The organism is Delftia sp. HK171 (assembly GCF_001886655.1).
Lineage (GTDB): Bacteria > Pseudomonadota > Gammaproteobacteria > Burkholderiales > Burkholderiaceae_C > Comamonas > Comamonas acidovorans.
On sequence record NZ_CP018101.1, the window covers coordinates 1,176,465 to 1,197,099 of the forward strand.

At 69.7% G+C, this 20,635-nt stretch carries 21 protein-coding genes; 7 read left to right on the forward strand and 14 right to left on the reverse strand.

Annotation, left to right across the window (positions count from 1 at the left end; genetic code table 11):
- From BO996_RS05400 to BO996_RS05430, 7 genes are read right to left on the reverse strand one after another with little or no spacing between them, the layout of a single operon-like run.
- The gene (locus tag BO996_RS05400; RefSeq protein ID WP_013804442.1) at nucleotides 1–588 is read right to left on the reverse strand and encodes an alkylhydroperoxidase domain protein; all 588 of its coding nucleotides are present in this window, start codon (nucleotides 586–588) and stop codon (nucleotides 1–3) included.
- The gene (locus BO996_RS05405) at nucleotides 585–1,280 is read right to left on the reverse strand and encodes a CMD domain protein (RefSeq protein ID WP_071954203.1); all 696 of its coding nucleotides are present in this window, start codon (nucleotides 1,278–1,280) and stop codon (nucleotides 585–587) included. Before BO996_RS05405 ends, BO996_RS05400 begins: the two co-directional genes overlap by 4 nt.
- A complete protein-coding gene (locus BO996_RS05410) occupies nucleotides 1,277–2,407 on the reverse strand; it encodes a putative FMN-dependent luciferase-like monooxygenase (protein ID WP_071954204.1) in 1,131 nt (376 codons plus the stop codon). Before BO996_RS05410 ends, BO996_RS05405 begins: the two co-directional genes overlap by 4 nt.
- Nucleotides 2,388–4,079, reverse strand: coding sequence for a dipeptide ABC transporter ATP-binding protein (locus BO996_RS05415; protein WP_071954205.1), 1,692 nt, complete (start codon nucleotides 4,077–4,079; stop codon nucleotides 2,388–2,390). Before BO996_RS05415 ends, BO996_RS05410 begins: the two co-directional genes overlap by 20 nt.
- Nucleotides 4,076–5,032 carry an ABC transporter permease gene (locus tag BO996_RS05420; RefSeq protein WP_071954206.1) on the reverse strand — a complete coding sequence of 319 codons (957 nt, stop codon included), beginning with the start codon at nucleotides 5,030–5,032 and terminating at the stop codon, nucleotides 4,076–4,078. Before BO996_RS05420 ends, BO996_RS05415 begins: the two co-directional genes overlap by 4 nt.
- Nucleotides 5,029–5,976, reverse strand: coding sequence for an ABC transporter permease (locus tag BO996_RS05425; RefSeq protein WP_071954207.1), 948 nt, complete (start codon nucleotides 5,974–5,976; stop codon nucleotides 5,029–5,031). Before BO996_RS05425 ends, BO996_RS05420 begins: the two co-directional genes overlap by 4 nt.
- Before the next feature lie 28 nt (nucleotides 5,977–6,004).
- Nucleotides 6,005–7,678, reverse strand: a complete 1,674-nt coding sequence (locus tag BO996_RS05430) for a TIGR04028 family ABC transporter substrate-binding protein (protein WP_071954208.1) — start codon at nucleotides 7,676–7,678, stop codon at nucleotides 6,005–6,007.
- A 251-nt stretch (nucleotides 7,679–7,929) separates the two neighbouring features.
- Here BO996_RS05430 and BO996_RS05435 point away from each other — a divergent pair, with 251 nt between their 5' ends.
- From BO996_RS05435 to BO996_RS05445, 3 genes are all read left to right on the forward strand, one after another.
- Nucleotides 7,930–8,481: an OsmC family protein gene (locus BO996_RS05435; protein WP_013804436.1), complete on the forward strand. Its 552-nt coding sequence runs from the start codon at nucleotides 7,930–7,932 to the stop codon at nucleotides 8,479–8,481.
- Nucleotides 8,482–8,506: 25 nt separating this feature from the next.
- Nucleotides 8,507–9,331, forward strand: coding sequence for a VOC family protein (locus BO996_RS05440; RefSeq protein ID WP_071954209.1), 825 nt, complete (start codon nucleotides 8,507–8,509; stop codon nucleotides 9,329–9,331).
- Between the two features lie 116 nt (nucleotides 9,332–9,447).
- On the forward strand, nucleotides 9,448–10,704 hold the full coding sequence (locus BO996_RS05445; protein WP_071957032.1) for an Hsp70 family protein: 1,257 nt from the start codon (nucleotides 9,448–9,450) through the stop codon (nucleotides 10,702–10,704).
- Here BO996_RS05445 and rsmI read toward each other — a convergent pair whose 3' ends face one another.
- Nucleotides 10,705–11,646, reverse strand: coding sequence for a 16S rRNA (cytidine(1402)-2'-O)-methyltransferase (gene rsmI / locus BO996_RS05450; protein WP_013804433.1), 942 nt, complete (start codon nucleotides 11,644–11,646; stop codon nucleotides 10,705–10,707).
- On the opposite strand from rsmI, the gene BO996_RS05455 reads away from it, so the two are divergent.
- From BO996_RS05455 to BO996_RS05465, 3 genes are all read left to right on the forward strand, one after another.
- Complete coding sequence (locus BO996_RS05455; protein ID WP_043820402.1) at nucleotides 11,646–12,062, forward strand: YraN family protein; 417 nt, start codon at nucleotides 11,646–11,648, stop codon at nucleotides 12,060–12,062. The two genes, rsmI and BO996_RS05455, sit on opposite strands and share 1 nt — an antisense overlap.
- Nucleotides 12,063–12,135: 73 nt before the next feature.
- Nucleotides 12,136–12,744 carry an SIS domain-containing protein gene (locus tag BO996_RS05460; protein ID WP_012202994.1) on the forward strand — a complete coding sequence of 203 codons (609 nt, stop codon included), beginning with the start codon at nucleotides 12,136–12,138 and terminating at the stop codon, nucleotides 12,742–12,744.
- On the forward strand, nucleotides 12,741–13,472 hold the full coding sequence (locus BO996_RS05465) for a BON domain-containing protein (RefSeq protein ID WP_063327425.1): 732 nt from the start codon (nucleotides 12,741–12,743) through the stop codon (nucleotides 13,470–13,472). The genes BO996_RS05460 and BO996_RS05465 overlap by 4 nt, the downstream gene beginning before the upstream one ends.
- A gap of 199 nt (nucleotides 13,473–13,671) precedes the next feature.
- On the opposite strand, the gene BO996_RS05470 is transcribed toward BO996_RS05465, so the two are convergent.
- From BO996_RS05470 to BO996_RS05485, 4 genes are all read right to left on the reverse strand, one after another.
- Nucleotides 13,672–14,583, reverse strand: coding sequence for an NAD(P)-dependent oxidoreductase (locus BO996_RS05470; protein WP_013804430.1), 912 nt, complete (start codon nucleotides 14,581–14,583; stop codon nucleotides 13,672–13,674).
- A gap of 125 nt (nucleotides 14,584–14,708) precedes the next feature.
- Entirely contained in the window at nucleotides 14,709–15,845 is a 1,137-nt protein-coding gene (locus tag BO996_RS05475; RefSeq protein ID WP_012202997.1) for a PilT/PilU family type 4a pilus ATPase, read from the reverse strand.
- A gap of 121 nt (nucleotides 15,846–15,966) precedes the next feature.
- A complete protein-coding gene (locus BO996_RS05480) occupies nucleotides 15,967–16,599 on the reverse strand; it encodes a cyclic nucleotide-binding domain-containing protein (RefSeq protein ID WP_012202998.1) in 633 nt (210 codons plus the stop codon).
- Between the two features lie 31 nt (nucleotides 16,600–16,630).
- Nucleotides 16,631–17,674 carry a type IV pilus twitching motility protein PilT gene (locus BO996_RS05485; protein ID WP_012202999.1) on the reverse strand — a complete coding sequence of 348 codons (1,044 nt, stop codon included), beginning with the start codon at nucleotides 17,672–17,674 and terminating at the stop codon, nucleotides 16,631–16,633.
- Nucleotides 17,675–17,711: 37 nt separating this feature from the next.
- On the opposite strand from BO996_RS05485, the gene BO996_RS05490 reads away from it, so the two are divergent.
- Complete coding sequence (locus BO996_RS05490) at nucleotides 17,712–18,437, forward strand: YggS family pyridoxal phosphate-dependent enzyme (RefSeq protein ID WP_071954210.1); 726 nt, start codon at nucleotides 17,712–17,714, stop codon at nucleotides 18,435–18,437.
- Between the two features lie 38 nt (nucleotides 18,438–18,475).
- On the opposite strand, the gene BO996_RS05495 is transcribed toward BO996_RS05490, so the two are convergent.
- On the reverse strand, nucleotides 18,476–19,759 hold the full coding sequence (locus BO996_RS05495; protein ID WP_071954211.1) for a branched-chain amino acid ABC transporter substrate-binding protein: 1,284 nt from the start codon (nucleotides 19,757–19,759) through the stop codon (nucleotides 18,476–18,478).
- Nucleotides 19,760–19,785: 26 nt separating this feature from the next.
- Nucleotides 19,786–20,508, reverse strand: coding sequence for a TetR/AcrR family transcriptional regulator (locus BO996_RS05500; RefSeq protein ID WP_013804427.1), 723 nt, complete (start codon nucleotides 20,506–20,508; stop codon nucleotides 19,786–19,788).
- Between the last annotated feature and the right edge of the window lie 127 nt (nucleotides 20,509–20,635).

The window sequence follows — 20,635 nt, forward strand, 5'->3', positions numbered from 1 at the left end:
TCAAGCCGTGGTCCGTGGCTCGCCCAGCGACAGCATGAGCCGGTTGGCCCAGTTGAAGAAGGCCGTGCCGTGCAGCACATCGGAGATGGCGGCATCGTCCAGGCCTGCGGTGCGCAGCGCATCGATGTGGGCGGGCTCCAGCGCAGGCGGCGTCTGGGTCAGCGCCACGGCCGCCGTGACGATGGCATTCCAGCGCGGCCCCAGGTCCGTGCCCGGGCCTTCGTCGAGCAGGCGCTGCACGTCGCCACCCCTGCGCGAGAAGTGCGTGGCAAAGCGCGCATGGACCGAGGCGCAGTAGATGCAGCCATTGGCGCGCGAGGTGGCCGCAGCGGCCAGCTCGCGCTCGGCACGCGGCAGGCCGGCGTCGGGGTTGTAGAAGATGTCCTTGTCGGTGCGCGTGCGCGCGCCCAGCGTGTCGGGGTCGCGCGCCAGCAGGCGGAAGTAGGGCGACTGCGCGCGTGAGGCATCGACCAGGCCTGCATGGTGGCGTTCGGTCAGCTCGCTTTCTTCCAGCGGCTCAATCCATGGCAGCCAGTCGAGCTGTTCCTGGGTGAAGACCTGGGGAGCGGCGGAGTTCGTTGAGGTCATGGCTGGGCTTGCAGGGTGGTGGGTTGATGGGTTGCCTGGGGCGCGGGGCGTGCAGCCAGCACGCGCAACCCCGCCACCACGCGGATCTGGAAGGACAGGAAGGACGCCAGCTGGGACAGGATGACGATGTCCGTCTCGCTCCAGCCCGCCTGTTGCAGCGCCTGCAGGGCCCCGGCGCTGGCGTCGCGCGGGTGGTAGGCCAGCAGGTGGGCATGGGCCAGCGCCGCGGCCAGGCGCGGGCCCAGCAGTGCGGCGTGGGCCGGGTCCACGGCATAGGCGGGGCCCGGCTGGTCCTCGCGGCTCAGCGGGCCTGCCGGGGAGCTGCCGTAGGGGCCGTGCGGGCCGCTGCCGGCCTGCAGGCTCTGGGCGCGGCCACGCACCACTTCGGACGCCACCACGGCGGCCAGTTCCGCATCCTCGGCGGCCAGCGCGCGTGTATAGAAGACGGCGCTGCGCGGCTCGCCATGCAGCCCGGCCGTGAAGGCGGCCAGGGCCCGCCGCTCGCGCAGCGAGACCGTGCCGGGCACGGGCTCGGCGGGCGTGAACAGGGAGGCAAAGCTTTGCTGGGCCTGCGTGCGTGCCTCGGTGCGGTGGCGGCGCACGCGGTCCAGGGCGCTGCCGGGGGTGATGTCGGCGAGGTGGTCGATCACGTCGCCGGGAAAGCGGGGCGTTGCGGTGGTGTTCATGGTCATGCGGCTTGCAGCAGTCCGGCCCGGACTGCGGGGAGGGAAGAGGGCGCTGGGGTGGACGTGGATGTGGACTCATCGGCACGGCGCCAGCCCAGGGCCGGTGCCACATGGGCGGCCGTCAGTTCGATGGAGCGCAGGATGGCTGCATGCGGCGGATCGATGGAATGCACCTGGAAGACGATGTCGCTCACGCGCGCCAGCGCCGTGTCGGCGCGCAGCGAGGCGATGACCTCGTCGGGCGTGCCCACATGCACGTCGTAGGCGGCGATGAGATCGGCCAGCGGCGCCTGCGGATCGACGCGGGCCGCCCATTGCGAGGGCTGGGCCGCATGGCGCAGGGCCACGCGGCGCAGGCCGGCCTCGGCCCAGCGCAGCGCATCGTCTCGGCGGTCGGCCACGAACAGCGTGCGCGAGCCCAGGATGCGCGGCGCCCGCCCTGCGGGCAGGCGGGCGAGGTAGGCGTCGATGATGGGGTTCTGGATCTCGGACAGCGTGGCCTGCGGCGCGCCTTCGGGCCGTGGCTGGGTGCGCGACAGCATCAGGCCGTCGCCATTGGCACCGGCCCGCGCGCCGCCCTCGGCCGAGAACGTGGCCTGCCAGACGCGCTCCAGCAGCTGCGGCGCGGCCGGGTACAGGTGCACGCCACCGGCCAGCGCGCGCCCGGCCCAGGCATCCTGCAGCACGCCGAAGTTGCGCGCGAAGACGGCGCCGCGCTCGGCGCCCTGCACGCCAAAGGCCTCGAAGGATTCGGCCGTGCCGCCCGTGCCCAGGCCCACTTCCAGGCGGCCGCCGGTCAGCAGGTCCAGCACGGCCGCGTCCTCGGCCACGCGCAGCGCGTTTTCCAGCGGCAGCGTGATCACGCCCGTGCCGATGCGGATGCGCCGCGTGCGCGCCGCCACATGGGCCAGGAAGACGAAGGGCGAGGGCAGGCCGCCCTCGCTTTCATGGAAATGGTGCTGGGCCACCCAGGCCGAGTCGAAGCCGTGGGCCTCGGCATGGGCGATCTGCTCGGCCACCAGGCGGTAGCGCTCGCCGGCCGGCGCGTCGTCGAGCAGGCGGCTGAAGAAGCCCAGGCGCGGGCCGCTGCGGGGGACGGCGCCAGCGTGTGTGTCAGGCGGTATGAGGGACAAAATCAATGCTCCTTTTGCCGGGAATGGCGTCCATGAGTTCACGCGTGTAGTCGCTGGTGGGGCGCTGGAACACCTCCTCCACGCTGCCCGCGTCCACCACCCGGCCCGCGCGCAGCACCGACACCGTGTCGGCAATCTGGCGCACCACGGCAAGGTCGTGCGAGATGAAGAGATAGGTCAGCCCCAGGTCCTGCTGCAGCTGGGCGAGCAGGGCGAGGATCTGGGCCTGCACCGTCACGTCCAGGGCCGATACGGCCTCGTCCAGCACCAGCACCTGCGGCTGCAGCACCAGGGCGCGCGCAATCGCCACTCGCTGGCGCTGGCCGCCCGACAGCGCATGCGGGCGCCGCTGCAGCACGGCGGCCGGCAGGCCCACGCGCTCCAGCATGTCGTGCACGCGCCGGCGGCGCTCATCGGCCGGCAGCGGGTCGAAGTTCAGCAGGGGTTCCTCGATGATGTCGAACACGCTCTGGCGCGGATCCAGAGAACTGAACGGGTTCTGGTAGACCAGCTGCACGCGGCGGCGCAGCTGGCGCAGGGCCTCGCCGCGCAGGCCCGTGACCTCGGTGCCTTCGATGCGGATGCGGCCCGCCGTGGGCCGGCCCAGGCCCACGATGGCGCGGATGGTGGTGGTCTTGCCCGAGCCCGACTCGCCCACGATGGCATGCGTGCTGCCCCGGCGCACGCGCAGCGACACGCCGTCCACGGCGCGGAAGATGCCGCGCCCGTGGGCGGAGGCATGGCCGGGGGCCGCGAACTCGTGCACCAGGTCCTCGACCTCGATGGCCCAGTCATCGGCCGTGGCGGGCCTGGGCGTGCGGCGCGGCGCGGGCGCCAGCGAAGGCGCATCGGCCAGCAGCCGCCGCGTATAGGCGCTTTGCGGATTGCGCAGCAGCTCCAGCGTGGGGCCCTGCTCCTGGATGCGGCCGCCCTGCATGACGACCAGGCGGTGCGAGCGGTCGGCCGCCACGCCCAGGTCATGCGTGACCAGCAGCACGGCCGTGCCGGTCTCGCGGCGCAGCGCGTCGATCAGGTCCAGGATGCGCCGCTGCACGGTCACGTCCAGCGCGCTGGTGGGCTCGTCGGCAATGATGAGGGCGGGCCGCAGCGCGATGGCGATGGCGATCAGCACGCGCTGGCGCATGCCGCCCGACAGTTCGTGCGGATACTGGCGTGCGCGCAGCGCGGGCTGGGACAGCCCCACGCGGGCCAGCAGCTCCAGCACGCGCGCCTGCACGGCCGTGCGGTCGCGCAGGCCGTGGATGCGCAGGATCTCGCCCACCTGGTCGCCCACCGTGCGCACGGGGTTCAGCGACATGGTGGGGTCCTGCGGCACCAGGCTGACCACGCGGCCGCGGATGGCGTTCCAGCGTGCGGCCGGCCAGCCCGAGACCTCGGTGCCCTGCAGGCGGATGCTGCCGTGCTCGCGGTGGCCGTTGTCGGCCAAAAGGCCGATCACGGCCTGGGCCGTGGTGGTCTTGCCCGAGCCCGATTCGCCGACCAGGGCCACCACCTCGCCCGGCGCCACGGAAAACGACACGCCGTGCACCACGCGCTGCGCCTGGCCTGCGGCATCGCGGTAGGCCACTGCCAGGTCCTGCACTTCGAGCACGGGGGCGGTCGTTGCCACCGCTGGTGCGGCGTGGATGCGTTCCTCGATGGCGGCGCTCATGCAGGCCTCCGTGCGAAGGCCGTGGCGATGCGGTTGGCTGCCAGCACCACGGCCACCACGATCAGGCCCGGCGCCGTGGTCAGCCACCAGGCGGTGGCGATGTAGTTGCGGCCCTCGGCGATCAGCAGCCCCCATTCGGGCGTGGGCGGCGGCGCGCCGTAGCCCAGAAAACCCAGCGTGGAAATCGCAAGGATCGCCGAGCCGAACTGCAGCGCCGCCATGGCGATGACCGAGGTCAGCGAATTGGGCAGCACATGGCGCCACAGCACGGCGGCAAAGCGCCCGCCGCTGCCAAAGGCGGCCTCCACATAGTCGGAGCGGCGCACGCGCACCACCTCCGAGCGCACCAGGCGCGCGAAGCTGGCCACCGAGACCACGCCCACGGCAATGGCCGCGTTGATGGTGCCAAAGCCCAGCACGATGATGATGGTCAGCGACAGCAGCAGCGAAGGCACGGCCAGCAGCACATCGACCAGGCGCATCAGCGCATCTTCCGTGCGCCCGCCCGTGGCCCCGGCCAGCAGGCCGATCAGCGTGCCCACGGCCAGGCCCACGCCCACGGCCACGAAGGCGCCCGACAGCGAATGCACGGCGCCATGCACCACGCGCGCCCACAGGTCGCGTCCCAGCGCGTCCGTGCCCAGCCAGTGCGCGGCGCTGGGCGCCAGCAACTGCTGGCCGGCCTGGCCCGCGATCGGGTTCTGGTGGGCAAACCAGCCGGGCGCCAGCGCCCACAGCGCGGCCACGGCGATCACCAGCCAGGCCAGGGCCAGCGTGGGCGGCAGGCATTTCAGGGATTGCAGGCGGGCCGGCAAGGCGAAGCTGCGGCGCGGGGCGGCTGGCGCAGGGGCCAGGGACGACGCTGGCAGCGCCGTGGGAATGGGAGTAGGAGTGGCGGGCGCGGCCTGGGCATCCAGGGCCGGGGAAAGAGCGCTTGAGACGGCAGTGTTCATGGCCGGTTCTCCACGGAATGGCGCAGGCGCGGATCAAGCAGCGGGTACAGCAGATCCACGGCGAGGTTGATGAGTACGAAGGCGGCGGCCGAGACGACCACCACGGCCTGGAGCACGGCCGTGTCCTGGTTGCCCACGGCCTGCTGGGTCAGCGTGCCCAGGCCATTGAGGCCGAACACGGCCTCCGTCACCACGGCGCCGGCCAGCAGCTCGCCGAACAGCACGCCGGCAATGGTCAGCGTGGGCAGCAGGGCATTGCGTGCCACATGGCGCAGCAGCACCCAGCGGCGCGAGGCGCCCTTGGCCCGTGCCACGGCCACGAAGGGCTGGGCCAGCACGGCGTCGATATTGCGCAGCAGCACCTGGGCCAGCGGCGCCGAGATCGGTACGGCCAGGGTCAGCGTGGGCAGCACCAGTCCTTCCCAGGGGCCGGGATTGATCACGGCGATCCAGCCCAGGCGGAACGACACCACCTGGATCAGCATGATCCCCAGCCAGAACACGGGCACCGAGACAAAGACCGAAGGCAGCGAATACAGCGCGTTGCGCAGCCAGGCAAAGGGCGCCAGGCTGGCAGCCGCCGCCAGCGCCACGGCCAGCAGCGCGGCTGCGGCAAAGCCCAGGGCCGCGAGCTTGATCGTGGGCGGCAGGCTGGTGGCCAGGCCCTGGCTCACCGGCACGCCGGCCTGCAGCGAATAGCCGAAATGGCCCGTGAGGAACTGGCCCAGCGTGTGCAGGTACTGCTGCCACACGGGCTGGTCCGAGCCGTAGGCGGCGCGGATGTCGGCGATCTCCTGTGGGCCCAGGCCCAGCTCGGGGTTCAGGAACTTGATCAGCACGGCATCGCCCGGCAGCAGCTGCAGCAGGATGAACGAGACCGTGAAGGCCGCCCACAGCACCAGGGCGGCCTGTGCGATGCGGCTGAGCAGATAGCGGCGCGGCATGGGAGCGGTTCCTCTGGGAGCGTTCCGGTCAGCGCCTGGCCAGCCAGGTGCTGTAGAAGCTGGGCCGGCCCACGGCCTCGAAGCCCACGTCGCGCACCCAGCCCGCGCCCGCAAAGGCCTGGGGTTCCTCGAAGATGGGGATCACATAGGCTTGGTCGATCAGGTAGTTCTGCACCTCGCCGGCCAGCGCCAGGCGCCTGGCGGCATCGGTCTCGGCCGCGATGGCGTCGAACAGGCCGTTGAGCTTGGTGTCCTCGAAGGATTTCACCTTCTGGCTCACGCCGCCCTTTTGCAGCAGCACGTTGCGGTTGGTCGGGTAGTAGTTGCTCTTGATCACGTCGGGATCGGCGCGGCCCACCATGCCGGGCAGCACGCCGGTCTTGTCGGGGTCCAGCGTGTCCACGGCGCGGCTGCCCGCGTCGCCCGACAGCACGTTGAGCTTGACGCCGATGCGCGCCCACTGCTGGGCCACGAGCTGCAGCGTCTCCTTGTTCTGCGGCTGGGGCAGGGACTCGTAGGTGGACAGCACGAAATCGCGGCCGTCCTTCTGGCGCAGGCCGTTGGCGCCCGGCGTCCAGCCGGCCTCGTCCAGCAGCTGTTTCGCCTTGGCCTCGTCATAGGCCAGCTTGGCCGACAGGTCCACGAAGCCGGCCGCCGTGGAGGCAATCACCGAGCGCGCCTGCGGATAGCGCGGCGAAAACAGCGTCTCCACGATCTCCTTGGCATTGGTGCCGTGCAGCAGGGCCTTGCGCACCTTGAGATCGGCCACCAGGGCGTTGTCCGGGCGGATGGCCACGCTGTTGTTCACGCCGCGCGTGGGCGGGGCGTAGATGCTGAACTTCTGGTCCTCGACGCGCTTTTCGTCGTAGGCCTGGATCTGGCGGATCAGCCCGGCCTGGCCGGCCAGCAGCGCGCCGATGCGCACGCTGTCCTCGGGCGTGACGATGAACTTCACCTCGTCCAGCCGCGCGCGGCCCTGGTGGGCCAGCTTGGCGGGGCCCCAGGCATAGTCCTTGCGCACCTTGAGCACCAGCTCCTTGCCCAGCGTCTCGCTGGCCACCACGAAGGGGCCGGAGCCGATGATGCGCGTGGCGTCGCCCAGCTCCTCGAAGGGGCGGTCCAGCGTGGCCGGCGAGACCAGGCCCGAGCCGATCACCGAAGTGCCCTGCAGAAAGCCCGGCGAAGGCTTCCTGAAGAAGAACTTCACCGTCAGTGGGTCGACCACCTCGCTGCGCTCGTAGTTGTTGATCACCTCGGACACCGGCTGCTTGAGCGCCTTGTTGCCCAGGCCATAGGTGTCGAAGTTGCGCGCCACGGCCGCCGCGTCCAGCGGCGTGCCGTCGGAGAAGGTGACGCCGGGCCGCAGCTTGAAGCTGTACTCGGTGGCGTCGGCATTCACGGTCCAGGACTCGGCGATCCAGGGCTGGATCTCCAGCGTCTTCGGGTCCTGGTAGGTCAGCTTGTCGGTGATCTGGTTGAGCACGCCGCCGTTGGGATAGAAGCCCCCGGCCGGCGGATAGAGGTTGGTATGGGCCTGCTGCTCCAGGTAGACCAGGGTGCCGCCTTCCACGGGGCCAGCAGCCGCGCCCGCCTGGGCCGTATCGGCCTGCCTGGAGCACGCCGCCAGCAGCAGGCTGCTGCCCGCCAATACCGCTATCGCGGCCTTCCATGCCACCTGACCCGCCTTCGATTGGGAAAACACGTTCGTACCTCGCCGCCGCTGGGGCGCTGAAAAACAAGACTGCCGGCCACAGGACCGGCTCCATGTTTTTCATGCTATCGATGCCAAATATTTGCGCTCATATATCGAGTTGCATCGTTATTTGGAAAACGACTAAGGGATGGGGCGCCCGCATATCTGCCCAGTGCATAAGCGCAGACGGATTCGTTTGTTTGCCGCGCATGCGGCGGTCCCAACAATGGGCTGGTACTTCCTTCACCGAAAGCCCGTCCATGAGCCATCTCAACGAATACCTTGCCGAAAAGCGCGCCGCCGTGCTCGCCCGCAGCGCCGCCGTCGCGGCCGGCACGGCCCAGCCCGCCCACCTCAAGGCCCATGTGCGCGCCGAGGGCCGCAGCGGCGTGCGCCGCCTGCGCATCCGCGAGCACCAGGTCATCAGCGACAGCCCGCCCGACTTCGCGGGCTACAACCTCGGCCCCAGCTCGCCCGAGCTGCAGCTGGGCGTGCTGGGCACCTGCGTGACCCACATCTTTCTGATCCAGGCGGCCGAGCGCCAGGTGCCCGTGGAGAGCCTGGAGGTCGAGGTCACGGGCATCATCGACCCGCGCGGCGGCAAGCCCGGCCACGAGGCCACGCCCATCTGGCCGCATGAGATCGGCTACACCGTGCACATCGACTCGCCCGCCAGCCGCGCCGAGATCGATGCGCTGTTCGAGGCCGTGGAGCGCACCTGCCCCATCCTCAACCTGCTGCGCAATCCGCAGAACATCCGCGCCGAAGTGCGCCACACCGACTCCAGCGCCGCCGCGCGCCTGGCAGCCTGAACACCGTGCGGAAAGCACCCCTGCCATGACCCTGCCACTCGACCACATCGTCATCGCGGTCCAGGACCTGGAACGCACCATTGCCGACTACACCGCGCTGGGCTTCAACGTGCTGCGCGGCGGCGAGCACCCGGGCCGCTCCACGCATAACGCCCTGGTGGTGTTTGCCGACGGCGCCTATTTCGAACTCATCGCCTGGCGCGCACCCGCGCCCGAGGAACGCTGGTGGCAGCAGCTGCAGCGCCATGGCGAGGGCATTGTCGATTTCGCGCTGCTGCCCACCGAGACCAGCGCCGTGGTTGCCGCCGCCCAGGCGCGCGGCCTGGACTACGAGGCGCCCTACGAAGGCGGCCGCCTGCGCCCCGACGGCGCGCAGCTGCGCTGGCGCAATGCACGCGCCCGCAGCCAGGACCTGCCCTTTCTCTGCGGCGACCTCACGCCGCGCGCCCTGCGCGTGCCCGAAGGGGAGGCGCGCGTGCACCCCAACGGCGCCACCGGCGTGGCCCGGCTGTACGTGGCCGTGCATGACCTGCGCGCCAGCCTGGCACGCTGGCGCGCGCTGCTGGGCGAGGGCGCCGATATTGGCGAGGCCCGGCTGTCGGACGACGGCAGCGCCTACCGCGCATCGCTGAGGCTGGGCGCCACTGCGCTGGTGCTGGCTGCGCCCGCCCAGGGCGTTGCCACGGGCACCCTGGGCCACCGTCTGGCCACGCGCGGTGAAGGCCCTTATGCCATCGAGCTGCAGGTACGCCAGCCCGCGTCTGCGCTGGCGCTGGACGAGACCGCCACGCATGGCGCGCGCATCGTGCTGGCCCAGGTTTCCCCGGCCAGGGAAACCGCCGCCGCCTAGGCGAAATGCGTGGGCGCTAGAATGGCGCCCCGCTGACACCCATGCCCACCCCGGTGGGCGTTTTCGTTGCAGCCGCGGCCTCCCTTGAGGGGCGCCGCGGCGCGGCGCTGCTTGCCATGACGACTGCTTCCACTCCTGCCACGCTGGGCATAGATTTCGGTACCTCCAACTCCGCCATGGCCTGGCGCGCCCCCGGCCAGACCGCACGCCTGCTGCCGCTGGAGGGCGATGCCTGCGGCATGCCCACGGCGCTGTTCTTCCATACGGACGAGCACAGCACCCATTTCGGGCGCGACGCCATGGCCCAGTACCTGGACGGCGAGCCGGGCCGGCTCATGCGCTCCCTCAAAAGCCTGCTGGGCAGTGCGCTGCTGCAGGAAAAGACGGCGGTGCACGACCAGTTCGTGAGCTACCAGGACATCATCGGCCTGTTCCTGCGCCGCGTGGCCGACCGGGCGCGTGCCTCGCTGGACGGCCGCCTGCCCGAGCGCGTGGTGCTGGGCCGGCCCGTGCATTTCGTGGACGACCATCCCGAGCGCGACCGCCAGGCGCAGCAGGCCCTGGCCGATGCCGCGCGCGCCGCAGGCCTGGGCGAAGTGGATTTCCAGATGGAGCCCATTGCCGCCGCGCTGGACTACGAGCAGCGCCTCACGCAGGAATCCGTGGTGCTGGTGGTGGACATCGGCGGCGGTACCTCCGACTTCACCGTCGTGCGCCTGGGCCCCGAGCAGGCCGGCCGCAGCGACCGCCGCGACGACATCCTGGCCACCAGCGGCGTGCACATCGGCGGCACGGACTTCGACCACCGGCTCAACCTGGCCCAGCTCATGCCGCTGCTGGGCTACCGGCACATCGGCCCCAGCGGCCGCGAAATGCCCAGCCGCGTGTTCTTCGACCTCTCGACCTGGCACCTGATCCAGTGGCTGTACTCGCCCAAGGCCCTGGCCGAGGCGCGCAACCTGCGCACCGACTACAGCGACCAGCGCCTGCACAAGCGCCTGATGGAAGTGCTGGAACTGCGCGAAGGCCACCGCCTGGCCGCCGTGGTGGAGCAGGCCAAGATCGAGGCCTCCACGCGCCATGCCGAAGCGGCCATCGAGCTGGGCTGGCTGGAATCGGGCCTGTCCGCCGCCATCTCGCCCGAGGTGCTGCACGAGCAGCTGCAAGGCCCGCTGCAACAGGTCGTGGCCTGCGCCCAGGACTGCCTGCGCCTGGCCGGCGTGGCGCCCCAGGCGCTGGACGCCATCTACCTCACGGGCGGCTCATCGGCCCTGCGCACGCTGCGCGATGCGCTGCGCGAGGCCTTCCCCGGCGTGCCGCAGGTCGAAGGCGACCTGTTCGGTGGCGTGGCCACCGGCCTCGCGTATGCCTGATCAATCCGCGTCGCCGTCCTCCTCGGCGGCCTGCTTGATAGCCAGCGCGGCGTCATAGAGGCGGTTGCGCGGTGCGCCCGTGATCTCGGCGGCCAGGCGCACGGCGGTCTTGGTGGGCAGCTCGGCCAGCAGCAGGCGCAGCACGCGCAGCGCTTCGCCGTCGGCCTCATCGCCACCCAGGGCCACCGGGTGCAGCACCACGGCGAATTCGCCCTTGCTGCGCTGGGGCACGGCCTGCAGCCAGGCCGGCAGCGCGCTGGCGGGCATGGTGGCAATGTCCTCGAACTGCTTGGTGATCTCGCGTGCCAGCGTCACCGGGCGCTCGCCCAGCGTGGCCAGGGCGGCGGCCAGGTCGGCAATGCGGTGGGGCGCCTCCAGCAGCACGGTGCAGCGCGGCTGCAGGGCCAGTTGCTGCACGGCGGCCAGGCGCTCGGCCGACTTGGTGGGCAGAAAGCCTGCGAAGACGAAACCTCCCTCGCCCTGCGAAGGCGTGACCGCGCCGGCCACGCTGATGGCGGCCGTGATGCTGCTGGCGCCGGGCAGCGGAATGCAGCGCAGGCCCGCGGCCTGCACGGCTGCGCACAGGCGTGCGCCGGGGTCGCTGACGCCGGGCGTGCCCGCATCGCTGACATAGGCGATGCGCTGGCCCTGCTGCAGCCGCGCCACGATCTGCTGGGCCGCCTCGGCCTCGTTGTGCTGGTGCACGGCCAGCAGCTGGCTGCCGGGCCGGTCCAGTCCATAGGAGCGCAGCAGGCCCTGCGTGTGGCGCGTGTCCTCGCAGGCCACGCAGTCCACCAGCTGCAGCACATGCAGGGCGCGCAGGCTGATGTCGGCCAGGTTGCCGATGGGAGTGGCCACCACGTAGAGGGCGCCCTGCGGATAATGCTGGGATGCCGCAGCATCCTTGGCTGCGCCCAGCGCGGTGGCGAAAGAGGTAGTCAATGGGTTTCCTTGCGAAAAAGCCGGCAGGCGCGGGGCCGTCTGCCCTCACGACCCGGCATCGGGGCCAGCAGGCCGAGGATGCGGCGCTGGCCCATCTGCAGGCGGCCGGCCTGCGTCTGGTCGAGCGCAATTATCGGACGCCGGGCCGCGGCGGCGGCGAGATCGACCTCATCGTGCAGGCGCGCGACGGCACCGTGGTCTTCGTCGAGGTGCGCAGCCGCGGCACGCGCGCCTTCGGCGGTGCCGGCGCCAGCATCGGTGCCACCAAGCAGCGGCGCATCGTATTTGCGGCGCGCCACTACCTGATGCGCTGGTCCGCGCCGCCGCCATGCCGCTTCGACGTGGTGCTGGTCGAGCCCGGCGCCGGGCCCTCCGTGCAGTGGCTGCAGGCCGCCTTTGACGCCGAAGGCGCCTGATCCGTTACCGCTGCAGCACAAATAACGCCTGGCTACGAAAGACTTCAAGGGCGGCAGTTATCATCGGGCCTCCATGCTTGAGCAACGTATCCAACAGCATTTCATCGACAGCGCCGACCTGAAATACCAGGCCGCCCAGGCGCTGAGCCAGCCCATTGCGGCGGCAGTGCAGGCCATGCTGGCCTGCGTGACCAGTGGCGGCAAGGTTCTGGCCTGCGGCGCGGGCGCCTCTGCCAGCGATGCCCAACTCTTCGCCGCCCTGTGCGTGGCCGGCTTCGAACGCGACCGGCCCGAGCTGGCGGCCGTGGCCCTGGTCTCCGACGGCGGCCTGCTGGGCACCGTGGGCGCCACGGGCTCGGGCGGCAACGCCACCCAGTACCTGGCGCGCCAGATACGCGCCCTGGGCCAGCCCGGCGACCTGCTGCTGGTGCTGTCCGCCACGGGCAACGACGTGGCCGTGCTGGAGGCCCTGGATGCCGCCCATGAGCGCGACATGATGGCCGTGGTGCTGACCGGCCGCACGGGCGGCTCCCTGGCCGGCCGCGTGCGCGAGACCGATGTTCTGATCTGCGTGCCGCACGACCGTGCGGCGCGCGTGCGCGAAACCCATACGCTGGTGCTGCACTGCCTGTGCGACGGCGTGGATGCCCAGTTACTTGGTGAACAGGAGATGCCTCTATGAAGTTCCGTTGGTCCCGCGCCGCCTGCGGTGTGCTCGCCGTCGCGTCCCTGGGCGCCGCCCTGTCGGGCTGCGTCGCCCTGGTGGGCGGCAGCGCCGTGATGGCCGGCATGTCGGTGGCGGACCGCCGCACCACCGGCACCCAGGTGGAAGACCAGGGCATCGAGCTGCGCGCCAACAACCGCATCGCCGAAGTGCTGGGCGACAAGGCCCATGTCAACGTCACCAGCTACAACCGCCAGGTGCTGCTGACCGGCGAGGCCGGCAACGAGGCCGACCGCCAGACCATCGAGAAGCTCGTGCGCGAGCAGCCCACGGTGCGCAATGTCTTCAACGAAGTGGTGGTGGCTCCCTTCACCTCCACGCTGAGCCAGCGCTCGAAGGACACGCTGATCACCACCCAGGTCAAGGCCAGCCTGCTGGACGCCAAGGACATCCAGGCCTCGGCCTTCAAGGTCGTGACCGAGAACAAGGTCGTCTTCCTGATGGGCATCGTCACCCCGCGCGAAGCCAAGCGCGGTGCCGAGATTGCACGCGGCATCAACGACGTGACCAAGGTCGTGCGCGTGGTGGAAGTCATCTCCGAGGACGAACTGGCCCGCATGCAGCCCCAGTCTGCCCCCGTGGTCACCGACGACTCCGGCAAGGCCGCCGCAGCCAGCGCTCCCACCAGCCTCTCGGAAAGCAGCCTGTCCACCCCCGCAGGCGCCACCGCCACCCCGGTGAAGTGATCACCGCCGCCTGAAAGCAAAAGCCGGAACATGTTCCGGCTTTTTGTTTTGGACATAGGAAGATCTCGTTCCTCAGGGCATAGCACTTGAATCTGGCAGGGCCTAAAGCCAGGGACACCAAGCAAGGGCCGCCCCGCAGCGATGGTGTCGTCCCCCTCCCTTGCGAAGCAAGTAGAGAGGGGGAAGCGGCGTAAGCCGCTCAGGGGGTGAGCCTCTTGATGAGGCTGGAGGTATCCCAGCGCCTGCCGCCCATCTGCTGCACATCGGCATAGAACTGGTCCACCAGGGCCGTGACGGGCAGGCGCGCGCCGTTGCGCTGGGCTTCGGCCAGCACCAGGCCCAGGTCCTTGCGCATCCAGTCCACGGCAAAGCCGAAGTCGAACTTGCCTTCGGCCATGGTGCGGCCACGGTTGTCCATCTGCCAGCTCTGGGCGGCGCCCTTGCCGATGACATCGAGCACGCTGGGAATGTCCAGTCCCGCGCGCTGGCCGAAGGCGATGGCCTCGGACAGGCCCTGGACCAGGCCCGCGATGCAGATCTGGTTGACCATCTTGGTGAGCTGGCCGGCACCGCTGTCGCCCATCAGCGTGCAGGCGCGCGAGAAGGCCATGGCCACGGGCTGCATGGTGGCGAAGGCGGCCTGGTCGCCGCCGCACATCACGGTGAGCTGGCCGTTCTGGGCGCCGGCCTGGCCGCCCGAGACGGGTGCGTCGATGAACTGCAGGCCCAGCTCCAGCCCGGCCGCATGCAGCTCGCGCGCGACTTCGGCCGATGCCGTCGTGTGGTCGGCGAAGATGGCGCCGCGGCGCATGCCCGCGAAGGCGCCGTCCGGCCCCAGCACGACCGAGCGCAGGTCATCGTCATTGCCCACGCAGCTGAACACGATGTCGGCGCCGGCCACGGCCTCGCGCGGCGTGGCCGCATGGCCGCCGTTGAACTCCTCGCACCAGGCGCGGGCCTTGGCCGGCGTGCGGTTGTAGACCGTGACGCGGTGGCCCGCCGTGGCCAGGTGGCCGGCCATGGGGTAGCCCATGACGCCCAGCCCGAGGAAGGCCACGGAAAGAGGGGCGGTGTCCGCATAGCTGCGGGCGGCGATGGAGGAGTCGGACATGGAAGCAATCCTGAGAGGTGGTGGGAGGCGGGTGGCGCAGGGCCGCGTCCGGCGCGGCCCTGGAAGGAGCCGGCATGCCGGCTCAGCGCACTGAAGGCGCGGTCAGGGCGTGCATGGCACGCCCCTCAGACGATGGCGAAATGCTCGGTGCCCGCCGCCAGGTCCAGCGACTTGGCGCGCTGGCTGCCCAGCTTGATCTGCAGCCGCAGGTCGTTGACCGAGTCGGCATTGCGCAGTGCATCCTCGTAGGTGACCAGGTTGGACTCGAACAGGTCGAACAGCGCCTGGTCGAAGGTCTGCATGCCCAGGTTGCGGCTCTTTTTCATGATCTCCTTGATCTCGGTGACCTCGCCCTTGAAGATCAGGTCGGAGATCAGCGGCGAGTTGAGCATCACCTCGATGGCGGCCACGCGGCCCTTGCTGTCCTGCTTGGGCAGCAGGCGCTGGGAGACCATGGCGCGCAGGTTCAGCGACAGGTCCATCAACAGCTGTGGGCGGCGGTCTTCGGGGAAGAAGTTGACGATGCGGTCCAGCGCCTGGTTGGCGCTGTTGGCGTGCAGCGTGGCCAGGCACAGGTGGCCGGTTTCCGAGAAGGCGATGGCGTGCTCCATGGTCTCGCGGTCGCGGATTTCGCCCATCAGGATCACGTCGGGCGCCTGGCGCAGGGAGTTCTTGAGAGCCGCGTCCCAGCTGTCCGTGTCCAGGCCCACTTCGCGCTGCGTGACCACGCAGTTCTTGTGCGGGTGCACGAATTCGATGGGGTCCTCGATGGTCACGATGTGGCCGTAGGAGCTCTCGTTGCGCCAGTCCACCATGGCGGCCAGCGTGGTGGATTTGCCCGAGCCCGTGGCGCCGACCAGGATGCACAGGCCGCGCTTGGTCATGGCCACCTCCTTGAGCACCTGGGGCACGCCCAGGCTGTCGATGGTGGGCAGGGCCAGCGGAATCGTCCGCATCACCATGCCCACGCGGCCCTGCTGGATGAAGGCGTTGACGCGAAAGCGCCCTATGCCCGGCGGCGAGATGGCGAAGTTGCACTCCTTGGTGCGCTCGAAATCGGCGATCTGCTTGTCGCTCATGACCGAGCGCGCCAGCGTCAGCGTGTGCACGGGCGACAGCGGCTGCGGCGACACCTTGGTGATGCGCCCGTCGATCTTGATCGCCGGCGGGAATTCCGCCGTGATGAACAAGTCGCTGCCGTTGCGGCTGACCATGAGCTTGAGCAGGTCGTTGATGAACTTGGTGGCCTGATCTCTTTCCATTGCCGTATTCCCCCGGGCATTGCGCGCCGTTGTGGCGCGCAGGTTGTTTTGTTATTTGCAGGTAGGCCGGTCCGGCCCGCAGGGGCCAGGCGTCCTCATATTCAACTCACTCACTCACTGTCTATGTGTGCTGCTCTTCGCCCAGGCGCACGCTGATGGCGCGCAGCCGGAACGAGAGCTTGCGCGCCAGCAGCGCCATCAGCTTGGCGGCCAGCGCGGCGTCCTTGGCCATCATCTCGTCCAGCGCCTCGGCGCTGAGCACGCCGATCTCGCAGTCGGTCAGCGTGGTGCAGCTGGAAAAGCGCGGCCCGCCGTCCAGCAGCGACATCTCGCCCAGGATGTCGCCGGGCCGCGTCTGCGCCAAGCGCATGCGCTCGCCCCAGGGCTGCTGGCGCTCCACGGCGATCTGGCCGGACAGCACCACGGCCATGAAGCTGCCGTTCTCCTCCTGGCGGATCACGTCGCGTTGCGGTGCCACGGCCGCGTAGATGAAATATTCGCTCAGCCGCTGCAGGCTGGCCGCATCCAGCTGGCCCAGGTAGCGGTCGCGCGACCACAGCTGCTCCAGCTGGCCCCCGCCGCCGCGCGGCAGCCGCGTGGCCCCGACCTCGATGGCGCGCGCCTCCCAGGGAACGGGAGGAGTGTGCGGGTCCATGAAGCCATGCGCCGCCAGCGTGGTCGTGAAGAAGGCCGACTCGGAGGCCGGGGCCGAAGGCTCCTGGCCGCTTCGCAGCTTGCGGAAAATGCTTTTCATGGCGCGTGGCGAGAGGCTGGGCGGGTGGCGGTCAGCCCGGGAAGTTGTCCGGTATCTTGGCCTTGGCGCGGGCTTCCGCAGGGCTGATCAGGTTGCGCCGCACCAGATCGGTCAGGTTCTGGTCCAGCGTCTGCATGCCCACATTCTGACTCGTCTGGATGGTGGAGTACATCTGGGCCACCTTGGCCTCGCGGATCAGGTTGCGGATGGCGCTGGTGCCCAGCATGATTTCGTGGGCCGCGATGCGGCCCTGGCCGTCCTTGGTCTTGCACAGCGTCTGCGAGATCACGGCCTGCAGCGATTCGGAGAGCATGGCGCGCACCATCTCCTTTTCCTCGGCGGGGAAGACGTCGATGATGCGGTCGATGGTCTTGGCGGCGCTGGAGGTGTGCAGGGTGCCGAAGACCAGGTGGCCCGTCTCGGCCGCGGTCATGGCCAGGCGGATGGTTTCCAGGTCACGCATTTCGCCCACCAGGATGGCGTCCGGGTCCTCGCGCAGCGCCGAGCGCAGGGCGGCCGAGAACGACTGCGTCATCGGCCCGACTTCACGCTGGTTGATCAGGCACTTCTTGGAGTCGTGCACGAATTCGATGGGGTCCTCCACCGTCAGGATGTGCCCGTACTCGGTCTCGTTGAGGTGGTTGACCATGCCGGCCAGCGTGGTGGACTTGCCCGAGCCCGTGGGGCCGGTCACCAGCACCAGGCCGCGCGGCTTCAGGGCCAGGTCGCCGAAGATGCGCGGCGCGTTGAGCTGCTCCAGCGTCAGGATCTTGCTGGGAATGGTCCGGAAGACGGCGGCCGCGCCCCGGTACTGGTTGAAGGCGTTGACACGGAAGCGCGCCAGCCCCTCGATCTCGAACGAGAAGTCCACCTCCAGGAACTCCTCGTAGGCCTTGCGCTGGGAGTCGCTCATGATGTCGTAGACCATGGCGTGGACCGTCTTGTGGTCCAGCGGATCGACATTGATGCGGCGCACATCGCCGTGCACACGGATCATCGGCGGCAGCCCCGCGGACAGGTGCAGGTCGGAGGCCTTGTTCTTGACGCTGAATGCCAGCAATTGGGTGATGTCCACGGAGTTCGCTCCCTCGTTTGGTACGCTGGCGGCAATTATGACGACGATTGAAAACAAGCTTCAACAGATTCACGAACGGATTGCCTCGGCCTGCGCGCAGGCGGGCAGGGCCTCCGGCTCGGTGCAATTGCTGTCCGTCTCCAAGACCTTCGGCGCCGACGCCGTGCGCGAGGCCGTGCTGGCCGGCGAGCGCAGCTTCGGCGAGAACTACATCCAGGAGGGCGTGGACAAGATCGCCGCCGTGCGCGCCATGGGCCTGCCGGGTGGCGAGGCCCTGCAATGGCATTGCATAGGCCCCATCCAGAGCAACAAGACGCGCCTGGTGGCCGAGCATTTCGACTGGGCCCAGACCGTGGACCGCCTGAAGATCGCCGAGCGCCTGTCGGCCCAGCGCCCCGAGGGCCTGGCGCCGCTGCAGGTCTGCATCCAGCTGAACGTGGATGGCGGCGAGACCAAGGCCGGCGTGGCGCCGCAGCAGGCGCTGGAGCTGGCCGCTGCCATCGTGCAGCTGCCGCGCCTGGCGCTGCGCGGCGTGATGAGCATTCCCGACGATGTGGCGGGCTTCGAGGCCCAGCGCGAGGTGCATGCGCGCGCCACGGCCGTCTTCGAACAGATCCGCGCCAGCGGCCTGCCGGGGCTGGAGCGCTTCGACACGGTTTCCATGGGAATGACCGGCGACCTGGAAGCGGCCGTGGCCGCAGGCAGCACGATGGTGCGCGTGGGCAGCGGTATCTTTGGCCAACGCAACTACGCCCCGCGCTGAGCGGGGCGTAGCTGGCTTGGCTGGCGGGGAAGGCCGCCTCAGCGCCCGCCTGGCCGCTTCATCTGGCAGTCCGTGGGCAATTCCACCTGCTCGGGCGTGTAGACGGCATCGGTGCGAAAGCCGTAGTTCGTGCCTTCCCAGCCGGCCTTGACCAGCTTGCCGTCCACGGGCGCGATGGTGTTGACCACCTGGGGCAGCAGCAGCTGGTGGTCCTTGCCGCGCATGCGCACGGGGCCGACCACGGTGTCCATCTGCAAATCCTCCAGGGCCAGCGCGATCTTCACGGGTTCGGTGGACTGTGCCTTGGCCATGGCGGCGGCCAGCATGCGCGGCACCAGGTCCATGCGCGGTGCCAGGAAGTCCTTGCCCATGCGGGCCTTGTATTCCTGGGCGCGGGCGTCGGCCAGCGGGCGGCCGGCCTGGCCCGGGTGCCATTCGGCCACCCAGGTCAGCTGGCCGATGCGGGTCTGGGCGAAGGATGTCACCGTGCCCGGCATGCCGCCTGCGCTGTGGTTGAAGTAGCGCAGGTCATAGCCCGAGTCGGCGGCGGACTTGAGCAGCAGGGTCAGGTCCTGGCCCCAGTTGCCCGTGATCACCGAGTCCGCACCCGTTTCCTTGATCTTGGCCACATAGGGCGCGAAGTCCTTGACCCGGCCTATGGGGTGGAGCATCTCGCCCGTGAACTGGATATCGGGCCGGGCCGCGCTCACCATCTGGCGCCCGTACGCCGCCCACTGCTTGCCGTGGGCGTAGTCCTGGTTGAGCAGGTAGACCTTGCGGATGCCCGGCTGGGTCTTGATGTAGCTGGCAATCGCCTGCATGCGCATGGCGGTGTTGGCATCGAACATGAAGTGCCAGAAGCTGCAGGCCTTGCCCGTCAGCTCGGGGTCGATGGAGGAGTGGTTGAGCACCAGCACCTCCTTGCCCGGATTGCGCTGGTTGTGGCGCGATGCCGCCTGCACCAGCGCCGCCACCACCGACGAGCCCGAACCTCCCGTCACCACCACGCGCGCGCCCTGGTCTATGGCCGCCTGCAGCGCGGCCTGGCTTTCCTGGGCCGAGAGCTTGCTGTCGAACTGCAGCAGCTGCAGCTTCGCGCCGTTGAACAGCCCGCCCTTGGCGTTCACATCCTCGACCGCGTACTGCACGTGGTCGCGCATCAGCTCGCCCGTGCTGACGAAGGGGCCTGACAGCGGGTCGATGAAGGCGATCTTGAACGTGTCGGTTCCCTGGGCGTGGGCGGCCGTGCTGCACAGCAGGGCGGCGGCGAGAACGATGGATGGTTGGGAATATCGTCGGATGCAATGGCGGCGGATCGGCATGTCTTGTCTCCTCGAAGGAATGGTCGTCAGTCCTTGCCGGGCGGCTCGGCGCGGGGCCGGCTGCGCCGTGCAGGCGTCTTTTTCGCGGGGGATGCGGCAATGGCTTCGGGCGCGGTGGCTGGCGCCGTGCGCAGGCCCAGCACGCGGCTGGCCAGCTCGGTCAGCTCGGCCACCATCTCGGCCGTGCCCAGGCGGCCGCCGGGGCGGTACCAGTTGTAGAGAAAGCCCGGCAGGCTGCAGGCGGCCTGGGCGGTGATGCGTGTCTCGCGAAAGTCCAGGTGGCCGCTGGCGCGGCCTTCTTCGAGCAGCGCGCAGAACTGGCGGTAGAACTGGCGCGCCAGCGTGCGCGAGGCCTTCATGTACGCAGGGCTGAAGGCCTGGGGCTCGCGGTACGGAAAGAAGGCCGCCGGATAGTGGGCAATGGTGGCCGCGATCAGGCGCTGCAGGCCGTCCACGGCCTTCTCGTGCGCGGCGCGCGCATCGTCGGCCGCGAAGTCCAGCACCGTGAAGCAGGCCTCGGTGGGCGCCCAGCACAGGGTCTCGAAGATCTCCTGCTTGTTGCGGAAGTAGTAGTAGACGAAGGGCTTGGTCACGCCCAGGGCCTGGACGATCTGCTCCATCGTGGTGTTGGCGTAGCCGTTGCGGTCGAACAGGGCCTCGGCCGCCTTGAGGATGCGTTCGCGCTTTTCATCGGAGCCGGCCGTGGGAAGGCGCTGGCGGCCGCGCGGGGTGACAGGGGGCTTGGGCATGCGGGAAATCTCGTGTCGCGTCGGTGGCTGCGATGGTTATACCGATGGGTAGCAATGTTCTACCAGCGGGTATATATTGGCAAGCCGCTGGACCCCAAAACAAATCAAGGCTATCCCTTAGGACTGG

What these genes read in the sequence shown, in the direction of transcription:
- BO996_RS05400 (WP_013804442.1), bottom strand. Translation starts at nt 588, where the DNA reads ATGACCTCAACGAACTCCGCCGCTCCCCAGGTCTTCACCCAGGAACAG.
- BO996_RS05405 (WP_071954203.1), bottom strand. Translation starts at nt 1,280, where the DNA reads ATGACCATGAACACCACCGCAACGCCCCGCTTTCCCGGCGACGTGATC.
- BO996_RS05415 (WP_071954205.1), bottom strand. Translation starts at nt 4,079, where the DNA reads ATGAGCGCCGCCATCGAGGAACGCATCCACGCCGCACCAGCGGTGGCA.
- BO996_RS05420 (WP_071954206.1), bottom strand. Translation starts at nt 5,032, where the DNA reads ATGAACACTGCCGTCTCAAGCGCTCTTTCCCCGGCCCTGGATGCCCAG.
- BO996_RS05425 (WP_071954207.1), bottom strand. Translation starts at nt 5,976, where the DNA reads ATGCCGCGCCGCTATCTGCTCAGCCGCATCGCACAGGCCGCCCTGGTG.
- BO996_RS05435 (WP_013804436.1), top strand. Translation starts at nt 7,930, where the DNA reads ATGAGCCATCTCAACGAATACCTTGCCGAAAAGCGCGCCGCCGTGCTC.
- BO996_RS05440 (WP_071954209.1), top strand. Translation starts at nt 8,507, where the DNA reads ATGACCCTGCCACTCGACCACATCGTCATCGCGGTCCAGGACCTGGAA.
- BO996_RS05445 (WP_071957032.1), top strand. Translation starts at nt 9,448, where the DNA reads ATGACGACTGCTTCCACTCCTGCCACGCTGGGCATAGATTTCGGTACC.
- BO996_RS05455 (WP_043820402.1), top strand. Translation starts at nt 11,646, where the DNA reads ATGGGTTTCCTTGCGAAAAAGCCGGCAGGCGCGGGGCCGTCTGCCCTC.
- BO996_RS05460 (WP_012202994.1), top strand. Translation starts at nt 12,136, where the DNA reads ATGCTTGAGCAACGTATCCAACAGCATTTCATCGACAGCGCCGACCTG.
- BO996_RS05465 (WP_063327425.1), top strand. Translation starts at nt 12,741, where the DNA reads ATGAAGTTCCGTTGGTCCCGCGCCGCCTGCGGTGTGCTCGCCGTCGCG.
- BO996_RS05470 (WP_013804430.1), bottom strand. Translation starts at nt 14,583, where the DNA reads ATGTCCGACTCCTCCATCGCCGCCCGCAGCTATGCGGACACCGCCCCT.
- BO996_RS05475 (WP_012202997.1), bottom strand. Translation starts at nt 15,845, where the DNA reads ATGGAAAGAGATCAGGCCACCAAGTTCATCAACGACCTGCTCAAGCTC.
- BO996_RS05480 (WP_012202998.1), bottom strand. Translation starts at nt 16,599, where the DNA reads ATGAAAAGCATTTTCCGCAAGCTGCGAAGCGGCCAGGAGCCTTCGGCC.
- BO996_RS05490 (WP_071954210.1), top strand. Translation starts at nt 17,712, where the DNA reads ATGACGACGATTGAAAACAAGCTTCAACAGATTCACGAACGGATTGCC.
- BO996_RS05495 (WP_071954211.1), bottom strand. Translation starts at nt 19,759, where the DNA reads ATGCCGATCCGCCGCCATTGCATCCGACGATATTCCCAACCATCCATC.
- BO996_RS05500 (WP_013804427.1), bottom strand. Translation starts at nt 20,508, where the DNA reads ATGCCCAAGCCCCCTGTCACCCCGCGCGGCCGCCAGCGCCTTCCCACG.